This window comes from Paenibacillus lacisoli (genome assembly GCF_030580655.1).
In the GTDB taxonomy this organism is placed as follows: Bacteria; Bacillota; Bacilli; order Paenibacillales; family Paenibacillaceae; genus Paenibacillus; species Paenibacillus lacisoli.
Genome location: NZ_JAUQTB010000005.1, coordinates 203,776 through 220,946, shown reverse-complemented (window position 1 = coordinate 220,946; position 17,171 = coordinate 203,776). Strand labels below are relative to the sequence as shown.

Genomic DNA, 17,171 nt, shown 5'->3' with positions numbered 1-17,171 from the left:
GGCAATGCTGCGTACACTGTTGGGCGAGCTGCCTCGCCAGAATGAAGGACTGATGCAGGAAGCCATCGAGAATATGGTAACGGCTCTGCAGAAGCTGCAGACGCATATCGAACAGAACAATGATCCGACTCATGATTACCGCCGTGCCGAGATTTTTACCCAAGGTCTCATCTCCTCGCTGGACGAATTGGAGCAGAGCCATTTTGCAGCTGCGTTCTTCCGCAAGAAAGTAAAAGCCGGCTATGTCGATGACATGACACTAGAAGAACAGGCCGATTATGCCCGTTATGTGTATTTTTACAAGGATGGATTCATCCGGCTCTTCTCTGTACTGGACAAGCTGGGCAATATGCTTAACGATCTATATGATCTGCATACAGCCAAGGTAAAGCCGCATTTTTCGTATTTTACAGTGATTCGGCAGTTCCATTATCTGAAGCTGCATCCGGAGCTCGAAAACAAGCTGTATCAGATCAATGAATCGTATCGTGACCCGGTAAGCCGCCTGCGCAAGCGCCGGAACACCGAGATCCACCTGATGAGTGCAGAGATGCAGGATGATCTGTGGCAATTGCATCAGTCTCTGCATGGCAAAGTCGAACTCGAAGACCTGGATCAGCATCTGGAGGATCTCAAGCTTGGACTGGATATGGCCTGCAAGACGTTGTCCGCAGCATTTGAATATACCATTCAGTTGTGGGGGGAAAAAGGCCTGCAGCCGTCATGATCATTTCTTTAAATTCCCTTTGACAAACTCACGCAAACTATCTATACTGAGTTTTAGTTTCAGCTATTTACGTAATTTATTCAAAGTTTTCAGATATCAATGATCCATATGGATAAATATAACCGAATATCGTTCTTATCAAGAGAGGCGGAGGGACTGGCCCGATGAAGCCCGGCAACCGGTTCTCCCCGACAAAATTTATTGTCGGGGAGAATGTCATGGTGCTAATTCCAACAATACCCACCTGAATAGGTTGGTATTGGCAGATGAGAAGGCGCGTCTTGTACATGAGAGAGTCCCTGATCAACTGCAGGGACTCTTTTTGCTATATGGAGCGAAGACTAGACAAAGAAGGGGGTACCTCCATGATTGAATTGAAGCAAATCAGCAAGGTCTATGGCAGCGGAAATAAAAAAACAACGGCGCTGTCCGGTCTGGATCTGACCATCGGGAAAGGTGAAATTTTCGGCATTATCGGTCATTCCGGTGCCGGTAAGAGTACGCTGATCCGATGTATTAATCTCCTCGAACGTCCAAGCACCGGCGAGGTATGGATCAACGGCGTCCAAATGACCCGTCTCGGGAAGAAGCAGCTGCAGAAGGAACGCCGCCGGATCGGTATGATTTTTCAGCATTTTAATCTGCTGTCCTCAGCGACAGTCTACGATAACATTGCATTCCCGCTCCGCCTGTCCGGAACACCGAAGAGCAGGATCGATGAAAAAGTTAAGGAGCTGCTGGCCCTTGTCGGACTGGAGCAGCATGGCTCCAAATATCCGGCACAGCTCTCGGGCGGCCAGAAGCAGCGTGTCGGCATCGCCCGGGCGCTGGCCAGCGAGCCGGATGTGCTGCTCTGTGACGAAGCAACTTCTGCGCTGGATCCGCAGACGACAGACTCCATTCTGAAGCTGCTGCTAGATATTAACAAACAGTTTAATCTGACGATTGTCCTGATTACTCATGAAATGCATGTGATTCAGAGCATTTGTGATCAGGTGGCCGTGATCCATCAAGGCGGCATCGTCGAGCAGGGACCTGTAGCCAATGTGTTCCTGAAGCCGCAGCATCCGATTACTCGTGATTTTATTCAGCGTGAATCCGATCAGGGAGAGTCCCTGCAGGAATTGACGGGAACAGCCTCGGGAGCCTCACAGCCGGTGAAGATCACTTTCCTCGGGGACAAAACATACGAGTCGATTCTGTCACAGACTGTGCGCAGGACCGGAGTGGACTTTGCTATACTGCAGGGCAAAATCTCGACAATCAAGACGGTGCCTTACGGTCAGCTGATTGTCCGTTTTGAAGGATCGGATGAGGCTGTACAGCGCACGCTGGAGGAACTGGCCAAACAAGGCCTGGATGTGGAGGTGATGAACTAATGGGAGGTCTTGATTTCTCACAGCTTGACTGGAGCGAGTTCGGCGCAGCTACACTGGATACGCTCAAAATGGTTGGTGCATCGGCTCTGTTCACATTGATTCTCGGACTTCCGCTGGGCATTATCCTGTTCATGTCAGCACGTTCTACCACACCGTGGATCAAAGGCGTTTACAGTGTTTTGTCCTTTATCGTTAACATTCTGCGCTCTGTGCCTTTTGTTATCCTGATTGTGGCCCTGCTGCCGATTACGGACATTCTCGTAGGCACCACGATCGGGGTTCTCGGTACGATTCCTCCGCTGGTGATAGCGGCTGCACCGTTCTTCGCACGACTGGTTGAAACGGCGCTGCGTGAGGTAGACCGAGGAGTGCTTGAGGCTGCCAGTGCTATGGGAGCTTCGGTATGGCAGATCATTACACGCGTGCTCGTACGGGAGGCCCTTCCAGGACTTCTGGCAGGTCTCACTGTTACGGTGGTGGCTTTGGTATCCAACACGGCCATGGCCGGTATGATTGGTGCAGGCGGTCTTGGAACTTTGGCAGTGAACTACGGTTATTACCGTTATGAGACAGCGGTGATGCTCGTAGCCGTAGTGATTATGGTCATTATTGTCCAGGTATTGCAGATGATCGGTGATCGTCTGGTGATCTATTTTTCGAGGAAATAAGGCAACAACACATAGACAGAGACGATGCCGGTCGACAAGACGGGCAGTAGACTCGCCTTAATTCAAATTTGAGATGAGAAGGGGAAGAGAAACGATGAAAAAATGGGTTATGGCTTTGCTGAGCGTTATGCTGGTCGCCGTGATTGCGGCTTGCGGAAACAATGAGAAGAGCGGGGACAGTGCAGCTACAGATACCGGCAGCGGCTCCGCTGACAAAACCGTTACATTAAAAGTAGGCGCTACAGCAGTACCGCATGCGGAGATTCTGAAGCACATCAAACCTCAGCTGGAGAAGGAAGGCGTCAATCTCGAAGTTGTGGAATTCACAGACTACGTGCAGCCTAACGTGCAGTTAAACGAGAAGAAGCTGGATGCAAACTACTTCCAGACGGAGCCGTACCTGGTGGAACAAAATAAATCCCGCGGCATGAACCTGGTAACCGTAACGGGGGTTCACATTGAGCCATTCGGCGGTTATTCCGATAAATATAAGTCCATTGACGAAATTCCGGACGGCGCAACTATTGCGATCCCGAACGAAGTATCGAATGGTGCACGTGCACTCATCCTGCTTGCAAATCATGGCCTGATTGAACTGAAGGACAAAACGAACATTACATCCACTCAAAAAGATATCACCTCCAATCCTAAAAACCTGAAGTTCCTGGAGACGGACGCAGCGATGATGACCCGTCAGCTGAAACAAGTGGATATGGCGATGATTAACATGAACTATGTGCTGGAAGCCAAGATTGATCCGAAAAGCGCGCTGATCGTAGAAGACAGCAGTGCTCCTTATGCCAATTACCTGGTATCCCGTGAGGACAACAAGAACGATGAAGCCATCCAGAAGCTGGCCAAAGCACTGACTTCCGACGATGTGAAGAAATTTATCAACGACACTTACAAAGGCGCGGTTATTCCTGCATTCTAAGTCTGCTGATCATACTGCAATCATGACACGAAAGCTCCCTATTGCTGGGGGCTTTTTTGTTGTGGTGTGACATCGGATGACGGATCGGGTAATGCATAGAGAGGGGTAATCCCGGAACAATAAGTAAATCTAAACAATAATCCGCTGAAACGGAAGAGGGGTTGGTATGAGATGAGAAAATGGACAATCACCGTGCTGATGCTCTCGCTGGTCATGTTGCTAGGGGCCTGCGGCAGCAAAAATACAGGCAGCGATAACGGGGCTGCTCCTGATAATGTAAGACAAGGGGGGGCTCCCCGTGAGGTAGAATTAAAAATCGGTGCGTCGTCGGTGCCGCATGCGCAAATTCTGCAGGCCATCAAGCCTGAGCTTGAGGGTCAAGGGATCCGGCTTCATGTCGTGGAGTTCAATGATTATATCCAGCCGAACCAGCAGGTCTATGATAAAGAACTCGACGCGAACTTCTTCCAGCATGAGCCGTACCTGGAGAGTGAGAACAAGAAGCGCGGTATGGACCTGGTCAAAGTTGTAGGCGTACATATCGAGCCATTTGCTGCCTATTCCCAAAAAATCAAAGCGAAGGAAGAGATTACGGACGGGGCGAAAATTGCTATCCCGAACGATGCGACCAATGGAGGGCGGGCTCTGATTCTTTTGGCTGACCAAGGATTGATTGAACTGAAGGACAAGACCAATATTGAGTCGACAATTAAAGATATTACATCGAATCCGAAGAATCTGAAATTCGTTGAACTGGATGCAGCACAGCTGCCGCGCCAGCTGAGTCAGGTCGATGTAGCGCTGATTAATACAAACTATGCGCTGCAGGCACAGCTGAATCCGAAGGATGCTCTGTTCATGGAGGATCAAAATTCACCTTATGTGAACATTCTGGTCTCCCGTCCGGACAATAAAGATTCAAAGGAAATCCAGGCCCTGGCGAAGGCGCTGACGTCCGAGAAAGCAAGGAAATACATCGAAGACCGTTATAACGGTTCTATTATTCCAGCTTTCTAATGAAGTGGAAATGATGCAAAAGGCTGTTCCCTGACTTGGTCGGGGGACAGCCTTTTTGGATCTATTCTTCTAGTGATCGGATGAACCTCTATCCTTCCGGACAGGCTGCACATTGGTCGCTGCTGCTTCCCGACGTCCTCGCTCCAGCTCATCCTCCGGACGGGTTGAATCCGGGACGGCGCCTGCTTCATAGCTGCTGGAATTATACGGTCCTTGCGGCGTGCTGCCGTTCTCCTGCGCATAGAAATCGCTGATTTGCTGCTCAGCCTCCTGCTCGGCCTTGGCACGGCCGAGCTTCCTGCGAATCCAGCTGAAGATACCGACGATAGCCGCAACAATTACGAACCAGCCTTTCTTCAGCAGAAGCAGCAGGCCCAGCTTCTTCGCGGCCACTAGACCCGCTCCGCCCAGAATCAGTCCGCTCAAGCCCCATTCCGATTTCTTATCGACAGAAGCATCAAATTCCTCATATGTATTGCCGGGCTTAATGGTCATCTTGGGCAGGATATCGTTCTTAAGCATACTTTGGTAGGTAGACAGATTGTCAGGGTCTGTAATCAGAATAGCCGAGATATAACCAGTACGGGTAAGGATTTTGACATTATAATTCACGATTGGTTTGTTGTCATGATCCGTAGCCGCAATCGCCCATGTCAAACTGTGGAGGGCCTCATCATAGGCAGGCTCCGTATTCCAGCCGGTGATCTCCAGCTGATTTTCAACCGGAACCTTCCGGTTCTGTTCGGCCGTTCCCTGCTTGTAACTGTCCAGCAGCTCGTCCGCATCGATATCCCGGCTGTCGCTGTCGTCAATGTGCCCTGAGTCGCTGTACTCGAATACGACAGCCCAAGGCTCATCCACATCAGCCGGATATAATGTGCCGATCTCGTCTCCGGACAGAACACCCTTGCTGTCGAGAACCATTTGAATCGTGTTTTCCTTGTCGTAAAATTCCTGATCGGGCGTTAATTCCAGAGTGGCAATTTCTCCGACATCAACCGAGCCGGGACCCGAAGTGAATTTGTAGGGATTCTCCGATGGAGTTGAGACGTCATTTCCGGATGCGAAGGCAGGAGCCGTCAGCGACAGACCGAGAATAGCTGCTGCGAGTAAGGGAACAAATTTTCTCAAAATAGTAGCTTCCTTTCGTTATAGGAGAATGAATGTTAGATGAATATAGATCGATTTATATTGTATTTCTTGCATAAGGCTGCAATAATGCCTATTGAATTTAACATATTCCAAATTGATCCATCAAGCGTTTTGTTCCTTTTTTGGTTTAAATTACCTAGGGATTTTAGAAACCTTACATATCGATTCTATACATTTAATAGGTATAAGGGCCTGGTTTGCATAAAGGGGCAGACTTGCATATATCAGCAGCTTCCATGAACAAACATTGAGCAAGTTCATCAAATCTTCTATACTGGAAAAGAGCTCTGTTTCTCCGAAAGACGACAAAAAAAGAGCCCTGGACTTCCCGAGAGGGATCCAAGACTCTTTGTGCAATATGACTTAAGGATTGATTAGAATACCTGAACGACTTCTTCAACACCCTCAACTTCTTCGAGAAGAGCGCGTTCAATCCCGGCTTTCAAGGTAATAGTGGAGCTTGGGCAGCTGCCGCATGCACCCATCAATCTCAATTTAACGATACCGTCTTCCACGTCCACCAGCTCGACGTCACCGCCGTCACGCTGCAGGAACGGGCGAAGCTTGTCAAGAACTTCGGACACTTCATCGTACATTGGGATTTGCGTGTTTTCGCTCATTACTTTCAACTCCTTTCCTATAAGTTATATTATATTACAACTCAGGCCAAAATAAAACGGCTTAGAACAAAGCAGGTGAATGAAATGAGACCAATTATCGAATTTTGTACCAACAACATGCACTTCGGCACCGACGAGGTCATGGAGCGGCTGGAAGAAAACCCAGACTATGATGTTATTGAATACGGCTGCCTGAGCAACTGTGGCCAATGTTATATGGAACCCTTCGCGATGGTGAACGGGGAAATTATCGCTGCCGAGAGTGCCGAAGCTCTGTATGAAGCCATTGTGGCCAAAATCAAAGAGGCCGAGGCATGGGACAGCCTCGACCTTGATTGAAAGCTTATTAGCCGAAATGGCGTCTGGATTTCCAGAGCACTCCGCTCTTCAGCAGACGCGGCACGCGTCCCATCAGAGATGCGTTGCCCATAAAGCCATAACCGAATCCGGCTTTTTTGCCCAAAGCGCCCAGCGTTCCGCGCAGCTTCAGCGGATGCGGGTGCGGGGTATGGCCTTTCCACAGGTCGCGTACAATGTGCGCGACCTGTTCGCCTTGCACTTCAGCGGCCTGTCCGCTCGGAGAGAACGGCAGGCTTGCACAGTCGCCGACCACGTATACATCGGTATACTGTGGAATTTGGTAGTACTCGTTCAGTACGACGCGGCCTTGAGGGTCCTTAGCGACCTGCAGATCCTGAACGACTTTGACCGGCTGAATGCCTGCTGTCCATACAACAGCATCTGTATAGATTTTCTCTTCGCGGTTGTAGATCGCATTCGGCTCGACACGGGAGATGGACACATGGGAATGTGCATCCACATCATGCTCCTTGAACCACTCATGTACATATTTGGACAGACGTTGAGGGAAGGCGGAGAGAACGCGCTCCCCGCGGTCCATGATTTTGATATTCAAATCTTCGCGGCTTTCACGCAGTTCGGCCGCCATCTCAACACCGCTCAGTCCGCCGCCGACAATGTGAACCGTACCGTATGGCTGGATTTCATTCAGACGCAGATACGTTTTACGGGTACTGCTGAAAGATTGGATGGTACTGCTATACTCTTCAGCACCCGGTGTGTTGTGGAAACGGTCTGTACAGCCAAGACCGATGACCAGCTGATCATAGCTCATCGGCTCGCCTTCATTCTCGAAATGAATATGCTTATTATCCAGATCGATGGAACGGACTTCGCCGAATTTGCGTGTCAGCTTATCGCTTTTCGGGAAGTTAATCCGCAGCTCGTGGTCAGATACAGTGCCGGCTGCCAGAGCATAATATTCGGTTTTTAGACCCTGGAAAGGGGATCGGTCCACCAGCACGATTTCTACATCATTGGGAACAAATCCCTCGATCAGATCTTTTGCGATGGTAAGACCGCCGTAGCCGCCTCCAAGAATGACAAATTTCTTCATGTGTAACGTTCTTCCTTTCTGTTATACCGCCGTTATGGCGCTGATGTTGTCCTATTCAAACACTTCGATCTCATTATAGAAGGTGTCGCGTTCAACCGGGATGCGTCCTGCGCCCTTCACGAGCCAGATCAGTTCCTTACGGGTCAAGCCGGCAGGTGTCAGGGCACCCGCTGCATGGCTGATCTGTTCACGTACGATGGTTCCGTGAACGTCGGAAGCGCCAAAGGAAAGGGCAACCTGAGTAAGCTGTGGACCGATGTTAATGAAGTAGGCCTTCACATGGTCGATGTTATCCAGCATCAGGCGGCTGATTGCAATCGTTTTGAGATCTTCATAAGCGGAGTTGCGGCGCATGATGCCTGCATTTCTATTCTTCGGCTGCATGGACAAAGGAATGAATACCATAAAGCCATTGGTTTCATCCTGCAGATCACGAATTTGAAGCATGTGATTAATGCGATCTTCGTAGGATTCAACCGAACCATACAGCATGGTGGTGTGGGTACGCATGCCTAGCTCATGAGCAGCCCGGTGAACTTCAAGATAGCGGTCCACGTTGGCTTTCGTCACATGCATTTTTTTGCGGTACTGATCAGACAAAATTTCTGCACCGCCGCCAGTCAGTGTTTCTAGACCGGCATTACGCAGCTCCGTCAGTACCTCCTTGATGCTCAATCCGCTGATACGGGTAAAGAAGTCAATCTCCGCAGCGGTGTAGGCTTTAAGGGTTACCTGTGGGTACTTCTCCTTAAGAGCCTTCAGGGAGTCCACATAATATTGGAATGGTACATGGTTATTATGTCCGCCAACGATGTGAAACTCTCGTACACCAGGATGGATATGCTGCTCGACATACTGGATCATTTCTTCCCCAGAAAGCGTATAAGAGCCTTCTTCTCCCTGGTCTTTGCGGAAATTACAGAACGCACAGCGGTCTTCGCAAACATTGGTGAAGTAAAGGCTCATGTTTTCGATAAAATAAACTTTTTTGCCGTTCTTGCGGAGATTAGCTTCATTCGCCAACTGACCGAGTGTCAGAATATCGTCCGTTTCGTACAAATAAACGCCATCCTCCAGGTTGAGGCGCTGGCCGTTTTGCACTTTCTCTACGATTTCCGCCATTCTTTTGTCAGTGTGGGGCGTGATTAATGTGGACATACCGATTCCTCCTCTAGATGCGCAATATGCTGGCCGCACATCCATACGTATGAACAGTGTCGTACAGGGTGTCCCGCAAGGCCGGATGTTCCGGCATGCGAATGGTAATTCTTATTGAAGTCGGCAGACAGGCTGCACGGCTGTAACACTCGTAAGGTACATGTCAATGGTATTGAATGTGGACAGCTGCTTGCTCCCGATCGCCCGGGCGGGCAGCTTCCAGTCTGTAGAATGTGAAATAATTTACAACTGAAATTGTGGCAAAGTTATTACTGGTTCATGACAAAAATCCGACACTTGATCGTTTGAATACCTATCTATTATAAACCTCACCTTCCGGGTGTTCAATACAATGGTAAATAAAAACGGGCCAAAAGCACTCAACCGATCAGGTAATCCATGACTTGAGCACCTGTGAACAGTGGAGTATACTTGAATAGACCAATTAGTCAAAGGAGTGATTTCAGATGATTAACATTAGCGAAACAGCGGCTGACCGGCTGAAGGATATGCTGGCACAGCAGGAGATTCCAAACATGTTTCTGCGTCTAGGCGTGGCAACTGGAGGCTGCAGCGGCTTTTCTTATGCGATGGGCTTTGACGACAAAGAATCCGACGAGGATATATATATGGAAGTACAGGATATGAAGGTGGTTGTGAACAAGGAGGATCTGAAGTACCTGAACGGGCTTGAGATCGACTTTGAAGAATCCGGGATGTCCGGCGGGTTCACGATCCATAATCCGAACGCGATCGCGACCTGCGGCTGCGGTTCCAGCTTCCGTACCCGTGAGGATGCGGGAGTGCCCAATCCGGAGCAGTGCTGACAGGATAGCTGTACACACACCATTGAGATGCCCTACACAAAATAAAGGCTCGGCTGCAGCAGAGAAACGGAATTCTCTTTGCAGGCCGAGCCTTATTTTATACATAGCTTCAGCTTCTTCAACGTGTATGTCTGCTCCCCAGGAGCTCTTTCAGTTCCTTTAAGGCCTCCTCCATCTTGTCCAGGCGCTGACCGTTTAACCGGAGCACGTAAGCCAGCAGAACCAAGGCAACGGTCACCGGAAACCCCACATTCGTAATCCACTCCGGCCATTGCTGCATCGTCATACCGATCCGCTCCTTTAGGGTAAAGTGGTTTCTCTATATGGAAGAAGAATTTGTACGGCTTAACACAACCTTTTTGGTACAAATTGTGTCTGGCAGGGTAGGGATTAGTATTAGAACTGTGATCAGGTGGGGTGGTCTGATGGTAAAACTCTTTTTGGGCAGTATTTCATTATTATCGGCCGTCATCATGATTTGCACCGGGTTTATAGTCTCTGCGCTCACCCATCAGTCAGGCTACAGTCTATTTCGGTTAAGCCTGTGGTGGATTATTATCCCGGTCGCGATGGCTGCCATTGGCATCGGCCTGCTGGTTTCGTATCAGCGGGATGAGGATTATGACAACCGTGAAGAAGATTAAAACATCAAAAGCGCAGACCGAAATTGCAAAAGAAGAGTCTCCGGCTGGAGATCAGCGGCAGGCCCTTCTTTGTCTTTAATCTAAATTAGTTGCGGAGCAGCTCCAGATCGAATTTCGGTACAAGGCCCTCTTCCGCAGCACGGCCCAGCAGCGCCTCAATTGCCGCATACCCGTCATTGCCGAGATTGGCGGTAAATTCATTCACATAAAGGTCAATGTGAGCCTGGGTTACGTCCGGGGACATTTCCTGGGCATGCTCTGCGACATAATCGCGTGACGCTTCCGGATGCTTCCAGGCATACTCTACGGAAGACCGGATCCAGGAAGTGAGCTGATCGGCATCCAGGGTGCGGCGCGCAATAATGGCGCCCAGCGGAATCGGCAGCCCGGTATCGGCTTCCCACCAGCTTCCCATATCACGCAGCAGCTTCAGACCGTAGTTCTGATAGGTGAAGCGTGCTTCATGGATGACAAGGCCGGCATCAATCATGCCGTCGCGTACCGCCGGCATAATCTGATCAAACGGCATGACGACAATCTCGCCGACACCGCCAGGCACATTCTGGGCTGCCCACAAGCGGAACAGCAGATAAGCGGTTGAGCGCTCACTTGGTACGGCTACCCGCTTGCCGGACAGAAGAGCCGGATCAGGCGTGAAGCTGTCGTCGCCGCGTGTCAGCACGAGCGGACCGCAGCCGCGTCCCAGTGCTCCTCCGGTTGGAAGCAGGGCATACTCGTCCAGAACCCAAGGAAGGGCAGCGTACGAGATTTTCATGACATCAAGATCGTTCGGCTGCACAGCCAGATTATTGGTAATGTCGATATCCGCGAAAGTCACGTCAAACGCGGGTGCGCCCGGTACCAGCCCGTGCGTCAGGGCATGAAAGACAAAAGTATCGTTGGGGCAAGGGGAATAAGCAATCCTCATCTATAACACCTCCGGTAAAATGGAAACAGCAGCCTGCAGCTGCTGCAGTGCTTCTGGGATACGCCACGCGGCGCGGTCACGCGGGCCGACAGCATTCGAGATCGTCCGGATCTCGAGTGCCGGGATCTGCTGCGCCTGGGCGGCAACCGCCGCGCCATAGCCCTCCATCGCTTCCGCGGCAGCGCCGGGATAGCGGGCGGCGAGCGCTTCGGCTGTCGCCGCTGTGCCTGTCGCCGTGTTGACGGTCAACACGGGGCCATACCGTGCAGGCAGGCCGGCTGCCTGCAGAGCCGCGGCCCAGCGCTGGGACAGCGCAGGGGCCGCCTCGATCCGGCTCGAGCCGAAGCCCAGCTCGTCCACGCTGGCGAAGCCGTCGGGCGTCTCGGCACCGAGATCGGCGGCGATGATCGTATCGGCGATAACGATCTCGCCGAGGGCGGCTCTGCCGGCGAAGCCGCCGCCAATGCCTGCGCTGATGACACAGCGGTAGGCCTCAGGTCTGGCGGCAATGGCCGCCGCCGTTCGGGCGGCAGCGCTCGGCGCGCCGACACCGGCAATGACGACGTCAAAGCGGTCGTCACCGTTCAGTCCGCGCAGCACGGCCTGCCGCTCGGCTTCGACGGCAGTCATAATCAGCACGGACGATGTAGAAGAATCATTCATGGCGGTATCTCCTTATATAAGATCGGCAGGGCGTCCCATGGATTCGGAACAGATGCCCGGCTTATCATGTGATTCATTGCACGAAGTGCACCTTAAAAGGATACACCTTTTTATTGAATCGTTCAAAGCGGCCGGGGAGGGATCTGCTGCTTATTTCCGCTTATACTAAAAAATCCCTCATCTCTTCATGGAGATGGGGATTCAGCTAATTAATTCGAATTGACGAGTGCCTGGAACATGGCGTTGTCACGTGCAAAATAACTAAGACGGCCTTCTTCACTGCGAATCCGGATCGTATCATCCGAGAACTGCTCCACGTAACCGACTCCGATCTCACAATAGACGCCGGCCGGATCCTCCTGCCAGACAGATACAAGGCTTTGCGACAGTGCGGCAACGAAGAAATCAATATTTTTATCGAGGATTCGAGGTTTGTTCGAATTCATCAATCTTGGCCTCCTTTGGACGGTCCCGGGTTATTCATGCGAACGTTACCACTTTACCTTGTACGGCGGCGGAAGTAAAGGCTTTTTCATTGACTTTATGCAGGCAGTAGATGCGCAGGTAAGGGAGAAACTGATAGAATAGAGACAGCAGATGGCTCGGGGGAAGTTTCATCTCCAGCCGTGATGGATTTTTAGAAAAAGAAGCGGGTTAACATTTAATTTACATTGCGTTAACACTACGATGATGCTTGGTGCTTTGCTGCAGTAGTACAATGGATAGGACTGATTGAAGCATCCGGTTTCCTGGTTATCAATGCGGAAGAAGGAGCAAAAACCAGGCAAAATACCGGAAGCAGATTAACGGAGGCTGTATGAAACATATCAATCTAGATGACAAAGGTGCGTCATATCGTTATTTGAACCGAGATTTAAGCTGGATCGAATTCAACCGCCGTGTCCTGGAGGAAGCTCAGGATCCGGAGACGCCTTTGCTGGAGCGCGCCAAGTTCGTCGCGATCATGGGCAGCAACCTCGATGAGTTCATGAGCGTGCGTGCAGCAGAGACATTCGAGAAAATTAAGGCGGGGTATACGAAAAAGGATTTTACAGGCTACACGCCGGCCGGTCTGTACAAGCGTCTGATGAAGCGTACGGCGGCTATGGTGCACGAGCAGTACCGGACCTTCCGCGATCTGTCCCGTCAGCTGGCAAAAAAAGGATTGATGTTTCTGGATTACGGAGACCTGAGTCAAACCCAGCAGAAGGCCATGGACACCTACTACCATGATATTATTTTTCCGGTGCTTACACCGATGGCGGTCGATCAGAGCCGGCCGTTCCCGCTGGTGCACAATAAATATGTATATCTGGCTGTTGTGCTGAGAAAAGAGGGCGAGCCGGAAGGGGAGGAGCCATTCTTCGCGATCGTTCAGGTTCCTTCCAACATCCCGCGTGTTATCCCGGTGCCTTACCGTGCGAACAGCAAAAAGCGCTCCTTTATCCTTAGCGAGGAGCTCATTAAGCATCATATCCACACTCTGTTCAGCGGCTACATTCCGGTAGATGTGCACGGATTCCGTCTGACACGCAATGCAGATTTGGCCATTAACGAGGAAGAGGCAGAGGATCTGCTGGAGGAGATTGAGAAGGAGCTGCGCCGCAGACAGCGCGGAGCTCCGGTCCGCCTTGAAGTGGAGAAGGGGATTCACCCTTATGCACTGGCGGAGCTGCGGGAGGAATTTGAGCTGTATGATCATATTTTCGAGATTGACGGGCCGCTGGACCTGAGCTTTCTGGCCTCGTTTGCCGATGGTCTGGAAGGCTTCTCTTTCCTTCGATTCCCGCCGATCAAGCCGGTGTATCCGCAGGAATTCTCTCCGGCCGAGGATCACTTCTCCACCATTCGCCGTCAGGACGTGCTGGTATATCATCCGTATGAGTCTTTTGATGCGGTGACTGATTTTGTGGAGGAAGCCTCCGAGGACCCGCAGGTGATGGCCATTAAAATGACCCTGTACCGGGTGAATGGACAGTCCCAGCTGATCTCGGCACTTGCACGGGCGGCGGAATCGGGAAAACAGGTGACCGTAGTGGTTGAGCTGAAGGCGAGGTTTGACGAAGAACGCAACATAGCCTGGGCCCGTAAGCTGGAAAAGGCCGGTTGTCATGTTGTATACGGTCTTGTTGGACTGAAGACCCATGCCAAAATTATTCTGATTGTTCGTCGTGAACAAAATACATTAAAACGTTATGTTCATGTGGGAACAGGAAATTATAATGCGAATACGGCCAGAGTCTATACGGATATCGGCTTGTTCACCGCCAATCCGGTTATCGGGGAGGATGCATCGGAGCTGTTCAATGAGATTACCGGCTATTCGGCACCGAAGGATATGCAGGCATTAACCGTGGCGCCGACCGGTATGAAGGATAAGCTGTTTGCCCTGATCCGCCGGGAAGCGGAACATGCACTGGCCGGCAGGCCGGCCCGCATCCGGGCGAAGATTAATTCACTGTCTCACCAGGAAATGATTGACGAGCTATACGCAGCATCCCAGGCCGGAGTCAAAATTGACCTTATCATTCGCGGTGTTTGCTGCCTACGTCCGGGCATTGAAGGCCTGAGTGAGAATATTAAGGTGATCAGCATCGTAGACCGCTTTCTGGAGCATTCCCGCCTCTTTCATTTCGAGAACGGCGGCAAGCCGGAAGTGTATCTGTCGAGCGCAGACTGGATGACCCGCAACCTGACACGCCGTATTGAGCTGATGTGCCCAGTGGTCGATGTCCGGCTGAAGGAGATGCTGATTCATATTCTGGATCTGTCCCTGCGCGATAATGTCAAGGCAAGGCAGCTGCTGCCGAACGGAAGCTACGCTTACGTTACTTGCGAAGGGCAGCCGATGCGCAGTCAGTTTGAAGCCATATCAATCAGTTCGTGGAAAGGGGAAGAGCTTCCCACGATAACGTAATGTCCCACGCTTTATGCATGTCCTTGGCTGCGGCTTCCATCTCGCGCAGCTCGATGAGCGGTTCCGCCCTGCTGAACAGACGCAGGCGCAGGGAGCCGCTTTTTTGCTGTATGGCAAGCTCTTCAACTGTGCCGGTCTCGCTGCGGTCCAGTGCAACTGCCAGTTTGAGCAGCGAACCGAGGCGCTGAATGCGCACATCGTCCTGGTCATCCAGAATATCGGCATATTCGTGGATCAGCCGAGGCGTACGGTTCTTGGGATGATAATCGGCAACGGCGGCAGCCAGTACCGTCTCCCGGTGGGATAGTCCACTGAGGCCGGAGCGCAGGATCCAATACATGGAATGCTGGGTGTACTGGTAGTAATTCAGAGTGGCCCCCATCTTGTACAGTCGGCTGGCCGTGTACAGAAGACGCTCATCCAGTGTCCGCTCCGCCGGCTGGACGTGCTCGCAGAGGGTGTTATACAGCAGCCGGGCATGACCGTGGACGCGCTGCAGATGCTCCGGAGGTACCGGCGGACCGAAGGCCAGGATATTGTCGATACCTGCGGCAAGAGGATCGCGGACGACCGGCGTTTCCGGGTTAACCTGTTCATAGAACAAGCCGTCCCGCAGGCCTGAGCCGCTGATCAGGTAGCGCGTTGCCTGCATGTATTGAAAGATGGTCCGCAGAATAATCAGGCCTGGAATGATAATATCCACCCGATCCTTGGATAACCCAGGCGTCTTTTTCCGCTGTGTATAAGACATGGCAGGCAGCGTCGTAAAGAAATGCTCCACGTCTTCCCTGCTCATTTCATAATGGTGAGTCACTGGCAGCGGGTAGTGGGAACGCTTCTGATTGATCTTGCCAAGCGTCCGGATGGTTCCGCCCAGTCCGACCAATGGAAGCCCGGGATTTGCACGAATCCAGTCATGCTCATCCAGAGATTGAATGACATGACGGGTGAGTGCTTCGATCTGCTCTGATGTCCAGGGCACACCCTCGCTGTGTCCGAATCGTACATTCATGTTTACAGCACCGAAAGGGAAAGAGTACGTACGCAGACGATCCCGGCCGCGGAACAGAGTAATCTCTGTACTGCCCCCGCCAATGTCGATAATGGCCCCATCACTTAGGTTCATGGTATTGATGACACCCAGGAAGCCGGCATAACCCTCCTGATCCCCGGATAATACCTCAATCGTCAGACCCGTCTCTTCTTGAAGCCAATCCACAATCTGACCGGAGTTCCCGGCATTACGGATGGCAGCGGTCGCCGCGGTGCGCACCGAGGACACACCGTACAGCCGGCACACCTCCTGAAACTGCTGCAGCACCGGAACTACCGTCAGCACGGCCTCCCGGCTCATCGTCCCGTCGGGGCTGATCTTGGCACTGAGCCGTGCAGATTCCTTACATTCCTGTATGACGCGATAGGCACCCCCGCTCGTCACATCGTAAATGACCAATCGAATGGAGTTGGATCCAATGTCTATAATGCCGACTCTGCTGTTCATATCTCCTGCTCCTTGTCTGAAAGTTATTGACATTGTATCAATCTCGGAGCCAGACAACAAATCTTAACCTGAAAGACCTCCTGCTTTATCGGATTGATCCACAAAAACCCCCATTATCTTCATGAAGAAGGCAATAGGGGCTGTACGAGAAGATGGTAATCAATTTTCTGGAATATATAAAAAATTTACACATAGGGCCCGATAAAGTTAAAGTAGATTGCCCACACGGTGATGGCTGCACTGATGAACCCAAAGCCGATACAGCCGAAACCGAAAGCACGATGTGTGTTTCCTTTTGCCAGCTTGGTGCCCATGACAAAACACATGACGGTGATGCCGATCAGGGCAGCAATAATCAGGATCATCATAATCGTATAAAAAACCTCAAAAATACCCAATTCTTGTATCCTCCTTCTATAATATGCGCTCAGGCGGTCAGTATGAAAGGTAATCTATCTAAATATATCTTTGTTGATAAAGGTGTGTAAAGTCAGTTCACTCTTTTGCTATAAGATGCCCGATCCTTTATTTAATTTTTCAGAAAATGATTCTTATAAGAGATGGGAGGGTAAATATATCTATAGTCCAAACTTTGGAAAAAATTGATAACGTTTGGGAT

General features: G+C 51.1%; 19 protein-coding genes and 1 riboswitch. Of the genes, 9 read left to right on the top strand and 10 right to left on the bottom strand.

Features of this window, described 5'->3' with window-relative positions; all coding sequences use genetic code 11:
* Positions 1-4 precede the first annotated feature (4 nt).
* From Q5741_RS11685 to Q5741_RS11665, 5 genes are all read left to right on the top strand, one after another.
* Positions 5-727 carry a Cthe_2314 family HEPN domain-containing protein gene (locus Q5741_RS11685; RefSeq protein ID WP_305024269.1) on the top strand — a complete coding sequence of 241 codons (723 nt, stop codon included), beginning with the start codon at positions 5-7 and terminating at the stop codon, positions 725-727.
* A gap of 132 nt (positions 728-859) precedes the next feature.
* A riboswitch (SAM riboswitch) is annotated at positions 860-1,000 on the top strand.
* 92 nt (positions 1,001-1,092) lie between these two features.
* Positions 1,093-2,106 carry a methionine ABC transporter ATP-binding protein gene (locus Q5741_RS11680; RefSeq protein ID WP_305024268.1) on the top strand — a complete coding sequence of 338 codons (1,014 nt, stop codon included), beginning with the start codon at positions 1,093-1,095 and terminating at the stop codon, positions 2,104-2,106.
* Entirely contained in the window at positions 2,106-2,774 is a 669-nt protein-coding gene (locus tag Q5741_RS11675) for a methionine ABC transporter permease (RefSeq protein WP_305024267.1), read from the top strand. Before Q5741_RS11680 ends, Q5741_RS11675 begins: the two co-directional genes overlap by 1 nt.
* Before the next feature lie 94 nt (positions 2,775-2,868).
* Positions 2,869-3,708, top strand: coding sequence for a MetQ/NlpA family ABC transporter substrate-binding protein (locus Q5741_RS11670; RefSeq protein WP_305024266.1), 840 nt, complete (start codon positions 2,869-2,871; stop codon positions 3,706-3,708).
* Positions 3,709-3,879: 171 nt separating this feature from the next.
* Complete coding sequence (locus Q5741_RS11665; RefSeq protein ID WP_305024265.1) at positions 3,880-4,725, top strand: MetQ/NlpA family ABC transporter substrate-binding protein; 846 nt, start codon at positions 3,880-3,882, stop codon at positions 4,723-4,725.
* 69 nt (positions 4,726-4,794) lie between these two features.
* Here Q5741_RS11665 and Q5741_RS11660 read toward each other — a convergent pair whose 3' ends face one another.
* Both Q5741_RS11660 and Q5741_RS11655 read right to left on the bottom strand, forming a co-directional pair.
* Positions 4,795-5,856, bottom strand: coding sequence for a DUF2167 domain-containing protein (locus Q5741_RS11660; protein WP_305024264.1), 1,062 nt, complete (start codon positions 5,854-5,856; stop codon positions 4,795-4,797).
* A gap of 395 nt (positions 5,857-6,251) precedes the next feature.
* A complete protein-coding gene (locus tag Q5741_RS11655) occupies positions 6,252-6,497 on the bottom strand; it encodes a NifU family protein (RefSeq protein WP_305024263.1) in 246 nt (81 codons plus the stop codon).
* An 84-nt stretch (positions 6,498-6,581) separates the two neighbouring features.
* Between Q5741_RS11655 and Q5741_RS11650 the strand changes: the two genes are divergently transcribed.
* Complete coding sequence (locus tag Q5741_RS11650; protein ID WP_305024262.1) at positions 6,582-6,836, top strand: YuzB family protein; 255 nt, start codon at positions 6,582-6,584, stop codon at positions 6,834-6,836.
* A 7-nt stretch (positions 6,837-6,843) separates the two neighbouring features.
* Here the strand turns inward: Q5741_RS11650 and Q5741_RS11645 are convergent, their stop codons facing one another.
* Positions 6,844-7,914: an NAD(P)/FAD-dependent oxidoreductase gene (locus tag Q5741_RS11645; protein ID WP_305024261.1), complete on the bottom strand. Its 1,071-nt coding sequence runs from the start codon at positions 7,912-7,914 to the stop codon at positions 6,844-6,846.
* 51 nt (positions 7,915-7,965) lie between these two features.
* On the bottom strand, positions 7,966-9,072 hold the full coding sequence (mqnE, locus tag Q5741_RS11640) for an aminofutalosine synthase MqnE (RefSeq protein ID WP_305024260.1): 1,107 nt from the start codon (positions 9,070-9,072) through the stop codon (positions 7,966-7,968).
* 467 nt (positions 9,073-9,539) lie between these two features.
* Between mqnE and Q5741_RS11635 the strand changes: the two genes are divergently transcribed.
* Positions 9,540-9,899 (top strand): HesB/IscA family protein, encoded by a 360-nt coding sequence (locus tag Q5741_RS11635; protein WP_305024259.1) that lies wholly within the window; start codon positions 9,540-9,542, stop codon positions 9,897-9,899.
* Positions 9,900-10,017: 118 nt separating this feature from the next.
* Here the strand turns inward: Q5741_RS11635 and Q5741_RS11630 are convergent, their stop codons facing one another.
* Positions 10,018-10,185 carry a hypothetical protein gene (locus tag Q5741_RS11630; RefSeq protein WP_305024258.1) on the bottom strand — a complete coding sequence of 56 codons (168 nt, stop codon included), beginning with the start codon at positions 10,183-10,185 and terminating at the stop codon, positions 10,018-10,020.
* Positions 10,186-10,324: 139 nt separating this feature from the next.
* Here Q5741_RS11630 and Q5741_RS11625 point away from each other — a divergent pair, with 139 nt between their 5' ends.
* Positions 10,325-10,543: a hypothetical protein gene (locus Q5741_RS11625; RefSeq protein WP_305024257.1), complete on the top strand. Its 219-nt coding sequence runs from the start codon at positions 10,325-10,327 to the stop codon at positions 10,541-10,543.
* 85 nt (positions 10,544-10,628) lie between these two features.
* Here Q5741_RS11625 and Q5741_RS11620 read toward each other — a convergent pair whose 3' ends face one another.
* The 3 genes from Q5741_RS11620 to Q5741_RS11610 form a co-directional block, all read right to left on the bottom strand.
* On the bottom strand, positions 10,629-11,471 hold the full coding sequence (locus tag Q5741_RS11620; protein WP_305024256.1) for a 1,4-dihydroxy-6-naphthoate synthase: 843 nt from the start codon (positions 11,469-11,471) through the stop codon (positions 10,629-10,631).
* Positions 11,472-12,134 carry a futalosine hydrolase gene (locus tag Q5741_RS11615; RefSeq protein WP_305024255.1) on the bottom strand — a complete coding sequence of 221 codons (663 nt, stop codon included), beginning with the start codon at positions 12,132-12,134 and terminating at the stop codon, positions 11,472-11,474. It lies immediately after the preceding gene.
* A 209-nt stretch (positions 12,135-12,343) separates the two neighbouring features.
* Entirely contained in the window at positions 12,344-12,580 is a 237-nt protein-coding gene (locus Q5741_RS11610) for a hypothetical protein (protein ID WP_305024254.1), read from the bottom strand.
* Between the two features lie 371 nt (positions 12,581-12,951).
* On the opposite strand from Q5741_RS11610, the gene ppk1 reads away from it, so the two are divergent.
* Positions 12,952-15,051: a polyphosphate kinase 1 gene (ppk1, locus tag Q5741_RS11605; RefSeq protein ID WP_305024253.1), complete on the top strand. Its 2,100-nt coding sequence runs from the start codon at positions 12,952-12,954 to the stop codon at positions 15,049-15,051.
* Here the strand turns inward: ppk1 and Q5741_RS11600 are convergent.
* Together Q5741_RS11600 and Q5741_RS11595 are read right to left on the bottom strand one after the other, a co-directional pair.
* A complete protein-coding gene (locus Q5741_RS11600) occupies positions 15,011-16,552 on the bottom strand; it encodes a Ppx/GppA phosphatase family protein (RefSeq protein ID WP_305024252.1) in 1,542 nt (513 codons plus the stop codon). The genes ppk1 and Q5741_RS11600 overlap by 41 nt on opposite strands.
* Before the next feature lie 185 nt (positions 16,553-16,737).
* The gene (locus Q5741_RS11595; protein WP_305024251.1) at positions 16,738-16,950 is read right to left on the bottom strand and encodes a hypothetical protein; all 213 of its coding nucleotides are present in this window, start codon (positions 16,948-16,950) and stop codon (positions 16,738-16,740) included.
* Positions 16,951-17,171: the final 221 nt, after the last annotated feature.

Bases quoted from the DNA above. Each gene is read 5' to 3' on its own strand.
- Q5741_RS11685 (WP_305024269.1), top strand. From the start codon at position 5: ATGCTGCGTACACTGTTGGGCGAGCTGCCTCGCCAGAATGAAGGACTG.
- Q5741_RS11680 (WP_305024268.1), top strand. From the start codon at position 1,093: ATGATTGAATTGAAGCAAATCAGCAAGGTCTATGGCAGCGGAAATAAA.
- Q5741_RS11675 (WP_305024267.1), top strand. From the start codon at position 2,106: ATGGGAGGTCTTGATTTCTCACAGCTTGACTGGAGCGAGTTCGGCGCA.
- Q5741_RS11670 (WP_305024266.1), top strand. From the start codon at position 2,869: ATGAAAAAATGGGTTATGGCTTTGCTGAGCGTTATGCTGGTCGCCGTG.
- Q5741_RS11665 (WP_305024265.1), top strand. From the start codon at position 3,880: ATGAGAAAATGGACAATCACCGTGCTGATGCTCTCGCTGGTCATGTTG.
- Q5741_RS11655 (WP_305024263.1), bottom strand. From the start codon at position 6,497: ATGAGCGAAAACACGCAAATCCCAATGTACGATGAAGTGTCCGAAGTT.
- Q5741_RS11650 (WP_305024262.1), top strand. From the start codon at position 6,582: ATGAGACCAATTATCGAATTTTGTACCAACAACATGCACTTCGGCACC.
- Q5741_RS11645 (WP_305024261.1), bottom strand. From the start codon at position 7,914: ATGAAGAAATTTGTCATTCTTGGAGGCGGCTACGGCGGTCTTACCATC.
- mqnE (WP_305024260.1), bottom strand. From the start codon at position 9,072: ATGTCCACATTAATCACGCCCCACACTGACAAAAGAATGGCGGAAATC.
- Q5741_RS11635 (WP_305024259.1), top strand. From the start codon at position 9,540: ATGATTAACATTAGCGAAACAGCGGCTGACCGGCTGAAGGATATGCTG.
- Q5741_RS11630 (WP_305024258.1), bottom strand. From the start codon at position 10,185: ATGACGATGCAGCAATGGCCGGAGTGGATTACGAATGTGGGGTTTCCG.
- Q5741_RS11625 (WP_305024257.1), top strand. From the start codon at position 10,325: ATGGTAAAACTCTTTTTGGGCAGTATTTCATTATTATCGGCCGTCATC.
- Q5741_RS11620 (WP_305024256.1), bottom strand. From the start codon at position 11,471: ATGAGGATTGCTTATTCCCCTTGCCCCAACGATACTTTTGTCTTTCAT.
- Q5741_RS11615 (WP_305024255.1), bottom strand. From the start codon at position 12,134: ATGAATGATTCTTCTACATCGTCCGTGCTGATTATGACTGCCGTCGAA.
- Q5741_RS11610 (WP_305024254.1), bottom strand. From the start codon at position 12,580: ATGAATTCGAACAAACCTCGAATCCTCGATAAAAATATTGATTTCTTC.
- ppk1 (WP_305024253.1), top strand. From the start codon at position 12,952: ATGAAACATATCAATCTAGATGACAAAGGTGCGTCATATCGTTATTTG.
- Q5741_RS11600 (WP_305024252.1), bottom strand. From the start codon at position 16,552: ATGAACAGCAGAGTCGGCATTATAGACATTGGATCCAACTCCATTCGA.